Below are 14712 nucleotides of genomic sequence, written 5' to 3'. Positions count from 1 at the left end.
CCTCTCCCATTGGGAGAGGGGCATAAACGAACGAACAAGAAGACCAACATGCGCACATTGATCATCGAGCCGCTAAGCAAAGAAGCCTTCGCCCCCTTTGGTGACGTTATCGAAACCGAAGGCAGCGAATTCTTCATGATCAACAATGGCTCCACTCGCCGTTATCACAAACTGGCCACGGTCGAGACCGCACAGCCAGAGGATAAGGCGATCATCAGCATTTTCAGTGCCGAGGCCCTGGATATGCCGCTGACCATTCGCATGCTGGAGCGTCATCCGCAGGGCAGTCAGGCGTTTATTCCGCTGCTCGGCAACCCCTTTCTGATCGTGGTCGCGCCACTTGGCGATGCACCTGAATCAGAGTTGGTCCGCGCCTTCCGCAGCAACGGCAGGCAGGGCATTAATTACCATCGCGGCGTTTGGCACCACCCGGTGCTGACGATCGAAAAGCGGGATGACTTCCTGGTGGTTGATCGCAGTGGTTCTGGCAACAACTGCGATGAGCATTTCTTTACCGACGACGAGCAACTGCTCCTCGCCCCCCACCAATAAGAGAAGCCTGCAGCCGGCGTGTCGGCCTGCGGGAAAGAGGTACTGATTGTGGAAGCGCATTTGACTGAGTGGCTGAACCTGGGTATCCGCTGGATCCATATGATCACCGGCATCGCCTGGATCGGCGCATCCTTCTATTTCGTCTGGCTGGAAAACAACCTCAACCGCAGCAATCCCCGCGAAGGCCTGTCTGGTGACCTCTGGGCGATTCACGGTGGCGGTATCTACCACCTGGAAAAGTACAAACTGGCTCCGCCGAAAATGCCGGAGAACCTGCACTGGTTCAAATGGGAAGCTTATTTCACCTGGCTGTCGGGCGTGGCCCTGATGCTGGTGGTCTACTACCTCAACCCGAGCCTGTACCTGGTTAAACCCGGCGTTGATCTGGCACCGGAAATGGCCATTGCCATCGGTTTCGGTTCGATGGTGGCGGGCTATGTGGCGTATCACTTCCTCTGCGATTCGCCGCTGGGCAAGCGCCCGGCCCTGCTTGGCGCCGTGCTGTTCGTGCTGATCATCGCTGCAGCCTATGGCTTCAGCCAGATCTTCAGTGGCCGCGCTGCCTATATCCATGTCGGCGCCATTATCGGCACCATCATGGTCGGCAACGTGTTCTTCACCATCATGCCGGCCCAGCGCGCGCTGGTTAAGGCCATCGAAGACAACACCACGCCAGACCCGACCCTGCCGGCCAAAGGTCTGCTGCGTTCGCGCCACAACAACTACTTCACCCTGCCGGTGCTGTTCATCATGATCAGCAACCACTTCCCGAGCACCTACGGCAGCCAATACAACTGGCTGATCCTGGCGGGCATCGCGATGCTGGCGGTACTGGTGCGCCACTACTTCAACACTCGCCATGACAGCAGCAAGTACATCTGGACCCTGCCTGCCGCCGCACTGGGCATGATCTGCCTGGCGTTCGTCACGGGGCCGAGTATGAAAGCCGCCAGCACCGAAGCGCCTAAAGCAGCCGCTATTACCTACGCAAAAATTCCGGCCACTGCCGTGAGCGGTAATCCGGATGTAGCCAAGGCAGCTGAACCTGCCAGCACACCCGCTGAGCCAGCAGCCACCGCACCGGCTGTAGCAGCTGTCGAGTTTGCCAAGGTCAGCAGCGTGATTCAGGAACGCTGCAGCGTCTGTCACTCAGCCACGCCGAGCAGCCCAATGTTCAGCGCGCCACCGGCCGGCTTCATGCTCGACACCCCTGAGCAGATCAAAGCGCAAGCCGCAAAGATTCATGCGCAAAGCGTGGCTTCACAGATCATGCCGCTGGGCAATATCACCCAGATGACCCAGGAAGAGCGCGACTTGATCGGCTCATGGATCGACCAGGGCGCACAGCTCAACTGATCCACCCGCATGCCGTACCCGCTCAGGGTGCGGCATTTGTCTTTCGGCCAACAGCCGCACGCCCCTCCCCGCGCCAATACGCCCTGCCACACGCCCTACGCACGTTTTGCCGTGACGTCCAGCAATCTGACTGGCGGTGCATTTTTGTGCACAATATTTAAATAAATTGTTTTTAACGATGTAAACAAATTGCTATAGTCAATCAACCTGACTACGCGGACAACTTTATGTCGCATTCAGGACAGAGGCCCGTGAAGCCTCATGTAAGCCCATGACCATATAAGAACAACTGGCAGGCTCAGACATGACAATCCCTCACACTCCACGCACCCCAGCTCCGTCTGCGGTCAGCCACAAGCGGATCGCCCCTTTGGTAGTTCGCGCACGGATACGGCTCAGCGCTATCCCCCTGGCCGCAATCAAACTTATCCCGAAAGCCACGCTGCCAAAGCCAACCCAGGCCGATCTGCCCAATTCGCTGTACGCCGCCCTGCATGAGTTCAACACGCCCCAGCGGCCCAGTTGAGACGTCACCCTATTTGCCTGTTCGACCCTGCGGTTCGCCACGGGGCTGAGAAACCCTGTAAGTCCACAATAAGGAAAACGTGATGAAACTGAAGCACCTGCCCCATTGCATCGCCCTCTCAGCCGGTCTGTTTACCGGCCAGCACGCCTTCGCCGAGGGTGCCTTCCTCTGGCAAGACACCAGCCTCTCCTACCTCTATGGCAGCAACTTCCAGCGCCTGAACAACAACGGTGAAGAACAGCGCTCGCAAACCACCTTCACCCTGGAAAACGCCAGTGGCTGGACCTGGGGCGATACCTTCTTCTTCCTCGACTACATCGACGCCGACAACAACCAGGCCCGTGGCAGCAACTTCGGCAACCTGGATGTCGATGAGAAGAACAGCTTCTATTACATGGAATTCTCGCCACGCGTCAGCCTCAGCTGGCTGACCGGCCAGGACCTGTCCGCAGGCCCGCTGAAGGATGTCTACGCAGCCTTTACCTATGAAAAGGGCAACGGCGGCCCTGGCACCGAGAACTACCTGTACGGCATCGGCACCGCCTGGAACGCTCCAGGCTTCGCCTACCTGAATGCCAACCTGTATGCGGTGAAGGTCAATAACCACATCTTCTTCGATCATGACTTCAAGGCATCGGACAAGGGCAACGGCCACACCTACCAGCTGACTGTGAACGGCGCTTATCCGTTTGCTATTGGCGAACAGGACTTTGTGGTCGACGGCTACATCGACTGGCGCGCGCCATCCAAGGATGCCGGCACCCAGACATCAGTCGGCTCCTCAATCCAGATCAAATGGGATGCGGGCAAGGCGCTGTTCGGTGAAGGTCGCAAACTGTATGTCGGCACAGAACTGAACATGTGGCACAACAAGTACGGCATCAAGCCAATCGACGGTTCCACCGATGGCTTCGATCAGACCGCAGTACAAGCGCTGGTGAAGTATCACTTCTAAGCCCATGGGCTTGATGCGGATCGCCGGGTAGGCGGCAACCCGCAACAAAAAGGGGATGGCAACGATGCCATCCCCTTTTTTATTGCGCCTATTCGCTCTTGTTACGCGCAGAAAAAACCGCTCACTTGGAGCGGCTTTTGTTATCTCAGCGCATTACTGCGATTGCGCGTCCTTGAGCTTTTTGCGCTCGATAAAATCCAGCTTCCACTGCTCCAGGCCGATGCGGTCAGCCTCCAGATTAGCCTCGACCTTGTACTTACTTTTCAGCGCGACAATTGCAGGCTGCTGCTCGCTCAAGAAGCGGTCAAAACGCTGCATAAAGGCCGCATGCTTGAGCGTCGACAGCTTGAAGCTGCCACGGCTGTGCGGCAACTGCGCATCGAATATCAGCGCGCCCGGACGCGCGCGGATGTTGTCCAGATAATGGGTGGCCACCACCACGTTGAAATAGGCGCCATCGGTGTCCTTCTTCAGCGCCTGGCGAATCATCTGGCGTAGATCATCGCTGTAGGTCAGCTCGATCTGCCCGGCATCGATACGTTCCTGATAGCCCCGTGGCGTCCAGCCGTTGACCATGGCCAGGCGCTTGATCTGCTCCATGGGTTGGCCATGGCGCTGCGGCGCCACCAGCACACCATCGACATACTCGACCACGCCCTGGCTGTAGCTCAGGGCCTTGCCGGCCTTCTGCTCCTGCGCCCAGGTTTCGCTGTCAAGGTATTTGAAATCCACCTGGCCGCTGAGCAGCGCGGGCAACAGCTGCTCAACAGGCAGCACCTTGTAACTCAGCTCCACTCCGCTGGTCTGCGCGAACAGGTCGAATAGCTCACGGGCAAAGCCCTGGTACTGGCCTTGCGCATCGATGCTGTAGTGCGGCGCAAAAGCCAGCTTCTCTACACCGATCACATAGCTTTCAGCGCTAACCGCGCTGGAACAGATAACGGCGAACAAACTGCAGACGTGCGAGGGCTTCACAGCAAACCTCCTGTTGATTGTGAGAGTGGAACGAATGGAACCGCCCAAGGCGGTGAGGACGCGGCTAGGGGCTAGCCGCCGGTCATGCTCATAAAGCGAATAACCTGCACCTGGGCATCGCTCTCGAAGTGGTGACGTTCGGGTTTCAGTTGCAAGGCTTGCATCAAGGCTTCACTCAGGCGCTGGCTGTCGCCGGGGTGGGCACGCATCAGGCCTTTCAGGTCCAGGGCATTTTCATGGCCCAGACAAAGCACCAGCTTGCCCTCGGCGGTGACTCGCACGCGGTTGCAGTCGCCACAGAAGTTGTGGCTGTGCGGTGAGATAAAACCAACCTGGGTGTCGCTGCCGACCACCTGCCAATAGCGCGACGGCCCGCCAGTCAGCTTGCTGCTACGCACCAGGGCATAGCGCTGTTCGATGCGCTCACGCACCTCGTCACTGGAGCAGAAGGTCTGCTCGCGCTGGTGGCTGGAAATACTGCCCAGTGGCATTTCTTCGATAAAGCTGATGTCCAGACCCCGCGCCATGGCGAACTCGACCAGGTCGAGCACTTCGTCATCGTTGCGGCCTTTCTGCACCACGGTATTGAGTTTGATCTTGCGAAAACCTGCCGCGCGCGCCACCTCGATGCCGTCCAGCACCTGATCGAGCTTGTCGCGTCGGGTAAAGGCAGCAAAACGCTCGCGCTGCAACGAATCCAGGCTGACGTTCAGGCGCTTGACCCCGGCTGCGTGTAACTGCGGCGCCAGGTCAGCCAGCTGTGAGCCATTAGTGGTGATGGCCAGGTCTTCCAGCTCGGGGCGCTGGCCCAGACGGGTCAGCAGGCTGATTAGGTTCTTGCGTACCAGCGGCTCGCCACCGGTAATGCGGATGCGCTTGACCCCGAGGCCGATAAAAGCGTCCGCCACTGCGTAGAGCTCTTCGAGGGTGAGGATCTGCTCGCGCGGGGCGAACACCATGTCCTCACTCATGCAATAGGTGCAGCGGAAATCACAGCGATCGGTAACCGATAACCGTAGATAGGTGATGCGCCGACCGAAGGGGTCAACCAATTGATTGTTCACTACGTGTCTCCTGGAGCTCAACGAGCCGAGACTTTTTGTTATGAATGCATGCAGCGAGATAAAAACAGAAATATTAAATTTTGTATACAACAACCTGACTTGCAGGTCAGATAGCCCGCCGAAGCCCAGGCCGCAAGCCTTGAGCGCCGCTCAAAGCCGATGCTACCATCCCGGCGCTGCCCAGCGACGGGCGTTCGACAGAAGCAAAGAGGCTTATGACCAGTATTCGCGAGCGTAACAGAGAGCTGATTTTACGCGCAGCCAGTGAGGAGTTCGCCGACAAAGGCTTTGCTGCCAGCAAAACCAGCGACATCGCCGCCAAGGCCGGGGTGCCCAAGCCCAACGTCTACTACTACTTCAAGTCGAAAGAAAACCTCTACCGCGAAGTGCTGGAAAGCATCATCGAACCGCTGCTGGAAGCCTCGGCGCCGTTCAATCAGCCAGGCAAACCGGCCGACGTACTGCGCGCTTATATCCGCTCGAAAATCCGCATCTCTCGCGAACTGCCGTTTGCCTCCAAGGTATTCGCCAGCGAAATCATGCACGGCGCGCCGCATCTGTCCGCCGACCAGACCGCGCAGCTGAATGCCCAGGCCAAGCACAATATTTCCTGCATCCAGGGCTGGATCGACCAGGGCCTGATGGCCGAGGTTGACCCACATCACCTGCTGTTCAGCATCTGGGCCGCAACTCAGACCTACGCTGACTTCGATTGGCAGATTTCCACCGTAACCGGCAAAGCCAGCCTGGATGAAGCCGACTACGAAGCCGCCGCGCAAACCATCATCCGCTTGGTGATCAAGGGCTGCGAGATCGACGAAACCCAGCCCAGCCCGTCCGAGCAGGTCACCAACGCATAAGCCTGGTTATCCGCCCTGCCCTTGGCTTAAGGCAGCCATAAATAAAAACGGTGAATGCCGCAAAGCATTCACCGTTTTTTTTATTGCGACTCTAGTTGCGGCGAAAGCCGCACATCATCAGGCGGCGATACCCGCATCTGGCTTCAGCCCGACAGATGCCACCGCACTCACGGCGCACTGCTCATCGATATCCGACGTATCACCGGTGATGCCCACTGCGCCGATCACTTCGCCGCGCTCATCACGAATCAGCACACCACCCGGTGCCGGCACCAGCTGACCGTCTGCCAGGTTGTTTACCGCGCCGATAAACGCCGGGCGCTGTTGTGCGTCGGCGGCGATCAGGCGCGAGCCCTTGCCCAGAGCCAGCGCGCCCCAGGCCTTGCCGATGGCGATTTGCGGACGCAGCAGGCTCGCGCCGTCTTCACGCTGCAGGCTGATCAGGTGCCCGCCAGCATCCAGCACAGCCACAGTCAGCGGCGCGGCGGAAATTTCCCGGCCGACCGCCAGGGCGCGGTTACTGATGGTGGTGGCGATTTGTAGATTCAACGTACTCATGTTGGGTCTTCCTCGATGCTGATAAATCCTACGAAACACCTGGCGCTGCGCTGCTTGCAGGGCGATTGACAGCGTCCGGGCAATCCAAAGCTCAACACCACTATCCCATCAGAAACAAAAAACTCAATAGACGAATACAATACAAACACTATTTGTATACAGTTATGTGCAAGCGTTTCCGCAGCAGATCAAGCACCCCAGCTAAAACGGTTGTTTTAAAAGATTTTTTACCAGACAGCGCCTCGACAATAAAACGTGTTGACCGGAAGGTCAGGCCATGAATAGAATCCAAGCCAGCTGTTTTGTATACAATCTGATAACAAACGAGGCACAAGACAATGGCCAAAATGAGAGCAATCGAGGCCGCCGTACTGGTGATGCGCCGCGAAGGCGTTGACACTGCGTTCGGCATCCCCGGCGCCGCCATCAACCCCCTGTACGCTGCACTGAAGAAAGTTGGCGGTATCGACCACGTCCTGGCTCGCCACGTCGAAGGTGCCTCGCACATGGCTGAGGGTTACACCCGCACCAATGCCGGCAATATCGGCGTGTGCATCGGCACCTCCGGCCCAGCTGGCACCGACATGGTGACCGGACTGTACTCGGCATCGGCCGACTCCATTCCAATTCTGTGCATCACCGGTCAAGCCCCGCGTGCCCGTATGCACAAGGAAGACTTCCAGGCCGTCGACATCACCAGCATCGTCAAGCCGGTGACCAAGTGGGCGACTACCGTTATGGAGCCAGGCCAAGTGCCGCGCGCCTTCCAGAAAGCCTTCTATGAAATGCGCAGCGGCCGTCCTGGACCGGTACTGATCGACCTGCCGTTCGACGTGCAAATGGCCGAGATCGAATTCGACATCGACGCTTACGAGCCGCTGCCGCTGGCCAAACCGGCCACCAACCGCGTGCAGGCAGAAAAAGCCATCGCCATGCTTAACGATGCCGAGCGTCCGTTGCTGGTTGCCGGTGGCGGTATCTTCAATGCCGACGCCGCCGACAAACTGGTGGAGTTCGCCGAACTGACCGGCGTGCCGGTTGTACCGACCCTGATGGGCTGGGGCGTGATCCCGGATGACCACAAGCTGATGGTCGGCATGGTCGGTCTGCAAACCTCACACCGTTACGGCAACGCCACCCTACTGGCTTCCGACCTGGTGTTCGGTATCGGTAACCGCTGGGCCAACCGCCACACCGGTTCGGTTGAGGTCTACACCGAAGGCCGCAAGTTTATTCACGTCGACATCGAACCGACGCAGATTGGCCGTGTGTTCAACCCTGACCTGGGCATCGTTTCCGATGCTGGCTCGGCGCTGGACGCCTTCCTGGAAGTGGCCCGCGAGTGGAAAGCCGCTGGCAAGCTGAAAGATCGCAGCGCCTGGCTGGACAGCTGCCGCGAGCGTAAGCGCACCCTGCAGCGCAAGACCCACTTCGACAACGTGCCGGCCAAGCCGCAGCGCGTTTACGAAGAGATGAACGAGGCGTTCGGCAAGGACACCTGCTACGTCACCACCATTGGTCTGTCGCAGATCGCCGGCGCGCAGTTCCTTCACGTTTACAAACCGCGTCACTGGATCAACTGTGGCCAGGCCGGCCCGCTGGGCTGGACCATTCCGGCAGCGCTGGGTGTGGTCAAGGCCGACCCGACCCGCAAGGTTGTGGCGCTGTCTGGCGACTACGACTTCCAGTTCATGATCGAAGAACTGGCGGTGGGCGCGCAGTTCAACCTGCCCTACATCCACGTGCTGGTGAACAACTCCTACCTGGGTCTGATCCGTCAGGCGCAGCGCGGCTTCGAGATCGACTACTGCGTACAGCTGGCGTTCGAGAACATCAACGCGCCGGAAATCAATGGCTATGGCGTTGACCACGTTGCCGTGGTTGAAGGCCTGGGCTGTAAGGCCATCCGCGTGTTCGACCCGAACGAGCTGCAGAACGCCTTTGCCGAAGCCAAGCGCCTGATGGCCGAGCACCGTGTACCGGTGGTGGTGGAAATTATCCTGGAGCGTGTCACCAACATCTCCATGGGTACCGAAATCAACGCCGTCAACGAGTTCGAAGAACTGGCCGAACGCGGCGTCGACGCCCCGACTGCCATCTCGCTGCTCGACTAAATCGCCTTTGAACCAGCAGCCCGGATGCTTTATCCGGGCTGCGCAAGACAAGGAGCACACCATGCCCCGTTTTGCCGCCAACCTGTCCATGCTGTTCACCGAAGTGGACTTCATGGACCGTTTCGCCGCTGCCGCCGATGCCGGCTTTAGCGGTGTTGAATACCTGTTCCCCTACGATTTTGCCGCCGAAGAAATCAAAGCGCGCCTGGATGCCAACAAGCTTGAGCAGGTGCTGTTCAACCTCCCCGCCGGCGATTGGGCCAAGGGCGAGCGTGGTATCGCCTGCCACCCCGACCGCGTTGAAGAGTTCCGCGCCGGTGTCGACCAGGCCATCGCCTACGCCAAGGTATTGGGCAACACGCAGATCAACTGCCTGGCCGGTATCCGCCCGCAAGGTCTGGATTGCGCCACCGTCGAGCAGACCTTTGTCGCCAACCTCAAGTTTGCCGCCGGTAAGCTCGAAGCTGCGGGCATCAAGCTGGTCATGGAAATGATCAACACCCGCGACATTCCGGGCTTCTACCTGAATACCACCCAGCAGGCTCTGACCATTCGCGACAAGGTCGCAAGCCCCAACCTGTACCTGCAATACGACATCTACCACATGCAAATCATGGAAGGTGACCTGGCGCGTACCGTCGAGGCCAACCTGCCTGTGATCAACCATGTGCAGCTGGCTGACAACCCGGGCCGCAACGAGCCGGGCACTGGCGAGATCAACTACCGCTTCCTCTTCGAGCACCTGGACCGCATCGGTTACCAGGGCTGGATCGGCTGTGAATACAAGCCGGCAACCACCACCGCTGCCGGTCTCGGCTGGATGAAAGCGCACAACTCAATCTGAATCAGAGGATATTTCTCATGGCAAAAATCGGATTTATCGGCACCGGCATCATGGGCAAGCCTATGGCGCAGAACCTGCAAAAAGCCGGGCACACCCTGTTCTTCTCCGAGCACTTCGACAAGGCTCCGGCCGACCTGCTGGGCGACAACGGCATCGGCCTGGCCAACCCGCGTGAAGTGGCGCAGGAAGCCGAGTTCATCATCGTCATGGTGCCGGATACCCCCCAGGTTGAAGACGTACTGTTCCGCGAAGACGGCGTTGCCGCAGGCGTGGGCGCTGGCAAAGTAGTGATCGACATGAGCTCGATCTCCCCTACTGCCACCAAGCAGTTCGCCGAGAAGATCAAAGCCACTGGCGCGGCCTACCTTGACGCCCCGGTATCCGGCGGTGAAGTCGGTGCCAAGGCTGCCACCCTGTCGATCATGATCGGCGGTTGCCCGAATGCCTTCGAACGCGCGCTGCCGCTGTTCCAGGCCATGGGCAAGAACATCACCCGCGTCGGTGGTAACGGTGACGGCCAGACCGCCAAGGTCGCCAACCAGATCATCGTCGCCCTGAACATCCAGGCAGTGGCCGAAGCCCTGCTGTTCGCCGCGAAGAACGGTGCCGATCCAGCCAAGGTGCGTGAAGCGCTGATGGGCGGTTTCGCTGGCTCGAAGATCCTTGAAGTGCACGGTGAGCGCATGATCAAAGGCACCTTCGACCCAGGCTTCCGTATCAGCCTGCACCAGAAGGACCTCAACCTGGCCCTGGCCGGTGCGCGCGAACTGGGCCTTAACCTGCCCAACACCGCCAACGCCCAGCAAGTGCTCAGCACCTGTGCGGCCATCGGTGGCAGCAACTGGGATCACTCGGCATTGATCAAAGGCCTGGAACACATGGCCAACTTCAACATCCGCGGTGAGTAAGTAACAGGTTTCAGGGCGGGGTCAGCCGCGCTGAAACAACCCTTTCGATCTGTCCGGCAGGCGGTGTCACGGCCTGCCTGCCGGGTGGGTCGATTCTAGTGCGCAGCGCCTGCATGGCGGACGCTGCGCACTAGAATCGAAGTTGATCCAGACCAAGAGAGATCACCATGTCCATCGATCCGTCTTTCAACCCAACGTCCTTGCTGCGCGAGCTGTTCGCCAGCGCCATCGACGCCGCCCACCCGCGCCAGGTTCTGGCTGATTACCTGCCGGAAGATCGCAGCGGTCGCGTCATCGTCATCGGCGCCGGCAAGGCCGCCGCGGCCATGGCCGAAGTGATTGAGCAGGAATGGCAAGGCGAAGTCTCCGGCCTGGTGGTTACCCGTTACGAGCACGGCGCCAACTGCAAAAAAATCGAAGTGGTCGAAGCCGCCCATCCGGTGCCGGATGACGCCGGCGAGCGCGTGGCGCGCCGCGTGTTGGAGCTGGTCAGCAACCTGAGCGAGTCCGATCGGGTGATCTTTCTGCTGTCCGGCGGCGGCTCGTCCCTGCTCGCCCTGCCCGCCGAGGGCATCAGCCTGAAAGACAAACAAGCGGTCAACAAAGCTCTGCTCAAGTCCGGCGCCTCGATTGGCGAAATGAACTGCGTGCGCAAGCACCTTTCCGCGATCAAGGGCGGTCGCCTGGCCAAGGCCAGCTGGCCGGCCAGCGTCTATACCTACGCGATTTCCGATGTACCGGGAGATGAAGCCACTGTGATTGCCTCTGGCCCAACCGTGGCCGACCCGACCACCTCGGCTGAAGCCCTGGCGATCCTCGCCCGCTACAGCATCGAGATCCCGGCCAATGTGCGTAGCTGGCTGCAGAGCCCGGCCTCTGAAACCGTCAAACCAGGCGATCCGTGCCTGGCGCGCAGCCACTTCCAGCTGATCGCCCGCCCGCAGCAATCTCTCGATGCCGCTGCTGCCAAGGCGCGCGCCGCTGGTTTGCCGACGCTGATCCTCGGTGATCTGGAAGGTGAATCGCGGGAAGTCGCCAAGGTGCATGCCGGCATCGCCAAACAGGTGCGTCTGCATGGTCAGCCGATCAAGGCACCCTGCGTGATTCTCTCCGGCGGTGAAACCACCGTGACCGTGCGTGGCAATGGCCGTGGCGGGCGCAACGCCGAATTTCTCCTCAGCCTCACCGACAGCCTAAAGGGCCTGCCCGGGGTTTACGCCCTGGCGGGTGATACCGACGGCATCGACGGTTCGGAAGATAACGCCGGGGCCATCATGACCCCCGACAGCTATGCCCGCGCCCACGCCCTGGGCCTGAGCAGCAGCGATGAGCTGGATAACAACAACGGCTACGGCTACTTCGCCGCCCTCGATCAACTGATCGTCACCGGGCCGACGCGTACCAACGTCAACGATTTTCGCGCCATTCTGATCCTTGAGAACCCTGCCAAATGAACGCCGACAAGAAAGTAAAAATCCTCGCCACCCTTGGCCCAGCGATCAAAACCATCGACGACATCCGCCAGCTGGTGGAGGCCGGGGTCAACCTGTTCCGCCTCAACTTCAGCCACGGCGAACACGCCGACCACGCCCAGCGCTTCGACTGGGTGCGTGAAGTCGAGCAGCAGCTGAACACTCCGATCGGCATCCTGATGGACCTGCAAGGGCCGAAGCTACGCGTCGGCCGTTTTGCCGAGGGCAAGGTCAATCTGCAACGCGGCCAGACCCTGCGCCTGGACCTCGACAGCACCCCAGGTGACGTCAACCGGGTCAACCTGCCCCACCCGGAAATCATCGAAGCGCTGCAACCGGGCATGAGCCTGTTGCTCGACGATGGCCGCCTGCGCCTGCAGGTCACCGCCAAGCACAGCGATGCGGTAATCACCGAAGTGATCGCCGGTGGTGAGCTGTCCGACCGCAAGGGCGTCAACGTGCCGGAAGCGGTGCTGCAACTGAGCCCGCTGACCGAGAAGGACCGCCGCGACCTGAGCTTCGGCCTGGAACTGGGTGTGGACTGGGTCGCGCTGTCGTTCGTGCAGCGTCCGGAAGACATTATCGAAGCCCGTCAGCTGATCGGTGATCGCGCCTTTCTGATGGCCAAGATCGAGAAGCCGTCTGCGGTAATTCACCTGGAAGAGATCACCAGGCTGTGCGACGCGATCATGGTCGCCCGTGGCGACCTGGGCGTGGAAGTGCCGGCCGAGAACGTGCCGCGCATCCAGCGCGACATTATCCGCACCTGCCGCCAGCTCGGTAAGCCGGTGGTGGTGGCCACGCAGATGCTCGAATCCATGCGCTTCTCCCCTGCGCCGACCCGCGCCGAGGTCACCGACGTGGCCAACGCCGTGGCCGAAGGCGCCGATGCGGTGATGCTGTCGGCGGAAACCGCCTCGGGCGACTACCCGCTGGAAGCCGTGCAGATGATGAGCAAGATCATTCGCCAGGTGGAAAACGGCCCGGACTTCCAAGCTCAGCTGGATGTCAGCCGCCCGCAGGCCGAAGCCACCGCCTCGGATGCGATCAGCTGCGCGATCCGCCGCATCAGCACCATCCTGCCGGTGGCCGTGCTGGTCAACTACACCGAGTCGGGCAACTCCAGCCTGCGCGCCTCGCGCGAACGGCCGAAAGCGCCGATCCTCAGCCTGACCCCGAGCCTGGATACCGCGCGGCGTTTGAGCGTGGCCTGGGGCGTGTATTCGGTGGTCAACGCGCGCCTGCACAAGGTTGAGGAAGTCACCCGCACTGCCCTGGAAACCGCCCGCTCAGCTGGGCTGGCGAAAACCGGCGACACCGTGGTGATTACCGCCGGCGAGCCGTTTGGCCAACCGGGCAGCACCAACAGCCTGCGTATCGAAATCCTCCACTGATCCATTTCTACAGCGGGTCTCCAGACCCGCCGTAGAACATCGCTCCCACGCTGGCTTTGCCAGTTTGCAGGCACTCACTGCTCCCGTAGTGCGTGCCTCTTTTTATTCACGCACCGGTGATTGTTTATTCAGGTTCGTCTGTATGTCGCCATTACCGCTCCCCACCCATGCCTTGCGGGGCTTTCGCGCGCTGCTTAACGGTTTTAGCCAGGTATTTCTGCAAGCCCATCCTGGCTGCGGCCTGTTGGTGCTGTTGGCGATTGCCATCGGCGCGCCACAGCTACTCGGCGGCGCCCTGCTCGGTGGCCTCTGTAGCACGCTGACGGCGCAACGTCGCGGTTATGCCAAAGCCGATATCGATCTCGGCTTGTATGGCTACAACGGGGTTCTGCTGGGCATGCTGATCAGCCTGCAATTCAGCTGGTCGGCCTTGCTACCGCTGCTGATCATCGTCAGCTCCGGAGCTTCCAGCCTGCTGCTGGCCGCATGGATGCAGCGCATGCGCGAGCGTCAGTGGCTACCAGCCTTCACCTTCCCCTTTGTCGGCTTGAGCTGGCTGCTGTTGTGGCTGGCTCCGGTCCTGCAGCTGGAGTTGCAGCCGGCCGTAGCAAGCCCGGCGCAACCACTCGACTGGTGGGCCAGTCTGATCGCCATGGCACGCGGGTTGGGGCAGGTGATTTTTCTCGATCAGCCGTTGGCCGGCGTTTTTCTGCTAATCGGCCTGTTGCTGGCGGATCGCCGCGCTGCCAGCTGGGCGCTGCTCGGTTCCACTGGTGGCCTGGCTCTAGCGCTGTATCAGGGCTTACCGCAGCACAGTGCGCTGACCGGTCTGTATGGCTATAACGCAGCGCTGGCCGCCATCGCCCTCAGCCAGGTGCATCGCCGCCCTTGGTTACCGGCCCTTGGCATCGCTCTGGCGCTGGTGCTGCAACCCGGCTTCAGCGCACTGGGTCTGCCAGCCCTGACCATGCCATTTATCCTCACCTGCTGGCTGGTAAGTGCCACCCAGCGTCTGCTGCACAAAGCTGCGGCCGACTGCACACCACTGCCGCCTAATAAGGGCAAAGGCTTGCATCAGCGGGATAAAACTCCCTAGGCTGCCTGTCTGTTCGCGTTATCAGCGAGCACCGCAAA

The 14712-nt window shown here is 60.2% G+C and carries 13 protein-coding genes; 10 read left to right on the top strand and 3 right to left on the bottom strand.

The window, feature by feature from the left end:
- Window positions 1–48: 48 nt before the first annotated feature.
- The 3 genes from CUR33_RS15505 to CUR33_RS15495 all read left to right on the top strand — a co-directional run bounded on the left by CUR33_RS15505 (window position 49) and on the right by CUR33_RS15495 (window position 3389).
- Window positions 49–552 carry an ureidoglycolate lyase gene (locus CUR33_RS15505; RefSeq protein ID WP_170049913.1) on the top strand — a complete coding sequence of 168 codons (504 nt, stop codon included), beginning with the start codon at window positions 49–51 and terminating at the stop codon, window positions 550–552.
- 48 nt (window positions 553–600) lie between these two features.
- Window positions 601–1908: a urate hydroxylase PuuD gene (locus CUR33_RS15500; protein ID WP_289240230.1), complete on the top strand. Its 1308-nt coding sequence runs from the start codon at window positions 601–603 to the stop codon at window positions 1906–1908.
- Between the two features lie 608 nt (window positions 1909–2516).
- Complete coding sequence (locus CUR33_RS15495; RefSeq protein WP_289240229.1) at window positions 2517–3389, top strand: outer membrane protein OmpK; 873 nt, start codon at window positions 2517–2519, stop codon at window positions 3387–3389.
- Between the two features lie 153 nt (window positions 3390–3542).
- Here the strand turns inward: CUR33_RS15495 and CUR33_RS15490 are convergent, their stop codons facing one another.
- Both CUR33_RS15490 and moaA read right to left on the bottom strand, forming a co-directional pair.
- Entirely contained in the window at window positions 3543–4364 is an 822-nt protein-coding gene (locus CUR33_RS15490; RefSeq protein WP_289240228.1) for a substrate-binding periplasmic protein, read from the bottom strand.
- 71 nt (window positions 4365–4435) lie between these two features.
- Window positions 4436–5428: a GTP 3',8-cyclase MoaA gene (gene moaA, locus CUR33_RS15485; RefSeq protein WP_448703169.1), complete on the bottom strand. Its 993-nt coding sequence runs from the start codon at window positions 5426–5428 to the stop codon at window positions 4436–4438.
- A gap of 215 nt (window positions 5429–5643) precedes the next feature.
- Here moaA and CUR33_RS15480 point away from each other — a divergent pair, with 215 nt between their 5' ends.
- Window positions 5644–6288, top strand: coding sequence for a TetR/AcrR family transcriptional regulator (locus CUR33_RS15480; RefSeq protein ID WP_289240226.1), 645 nt, complete (start codon window positions 5644–5646; stop codon window positions 6286–6288).
- A gap of 117 nt (window positions 6289–6405) precedes the next feature.
- Here CUR33_RS15480 and CUR33_RS15475 read toward each other — a convergent pair whose 3' ends face one another.
- Window positions 6406–6846: a GlcG/HbpS family heme-binding protein gene (locus CUR33_RS15475; RefSeq protein ID WP_170048885.1), complete on the bottom strand. Its 441-nt coding sequence runs from the start codon at window positions 6844–6846 to the stop codon at window positions 6406–6408.
- 338 nt (window positions 6847–7184) lie between these two features.
- Between CUR33_RS15475 and gcl the strand changes: the two genes are divergently transcribed.
- The 6 genes from gcl to CUR33_RS15445 all read left to right on the top strand — a co-directional run bounded on the left by gcl (window position 7185) and on the right by CUR33_RS15445 (window position 14674).
- On the top strand, window positions 7185–8960 hold the full coding sequence (gcl, locus tag CUR33_RS15470; RefSeq protein ID WP_289240225.1) for a glyoxylate carboligase: 1776 nt from the start codon (window positions 7185–7187) through the stop codon (window positions 8958–8960).
- 61 nt (window positions 8961–9021) lie between these two features.
- On the top strand, window positions 9022–9804 hold the full coding sequence (hyi, locus tag CUR33_RS15465) for a hydroxypyruvate isomerase (protein WP_289240224.1): 783 nt from the start codon (window positions 9022–9024) through the stop codon (window positions 9802–9804).
- Window positions 9805–9821: 17 nt separating this feature from the next.
- Window positions 9822–10712, top strand: a complete 891-nt coding sequence (locus CUR33_RS15460) for a 2-hydroxy-3-oxopropionate reductase (RefSeq protein WP_289240223.1) — start codon at window positions 9822–9824, stop codon at window positions 10710–10712.
- 167 nt (window positions 10713–10879) lie between these two features.
- The gene (locus CUR33_RS15455) at window positions 10880–12166 is read left to right on the top strand and encodes a glycerate kinase type-2 family protein (protein WP_289240222.1); all 1287 of its coding nucleotides are present in this window, start codon (window positions 10880–10882) and stop codon (window positions 12164–12166) included.
- Window positions 12163–13578: a pyruvate kinase gene (gene pyk / locus CUR33_RS15450; RefSeq protein WP_289240221.1), complete on the top strand. Its 1416-nt coding sequence runs from the start codon at window positions 12163–12165 to the stop codon at window positions 13576–13578. Before CUR33_RS15455 ends, pyk begins: the two co-directional genes overlap by 4 nt.
- 142 nt (window positions 13579–13720) lie before the next feature.
- Window positions 13721–14674, top strand: a complete 954-nt coding sequence (locus CUR33_RS15445) for an urea transporter (RefSeq protein ID WP_289240220.1) — start codon at window positions 13721–13723, stop codon at window positions 14672–14674.
- Window positions 14675–14712: the final 38 nt, after the last annotated feature.

Origin of the sequence: Pseudomonas sp. FEMGT703P (assembly GCF_002786345.1) — a bacterium.
In the GTDB taxonomy this organism is placed as follows: Bacteria; Pseudomonadota; Gammaproteobacteria; order Pseudomonadales; family Pseudomonadaceae; genus Aquipseudomonas; species Aquipseudomonas peli.
The sequence above is the reverse complement of the archived record's forward strand: the minus strand, read 5'-3'. Positions and strand labels throughout refer to the sequence as shown.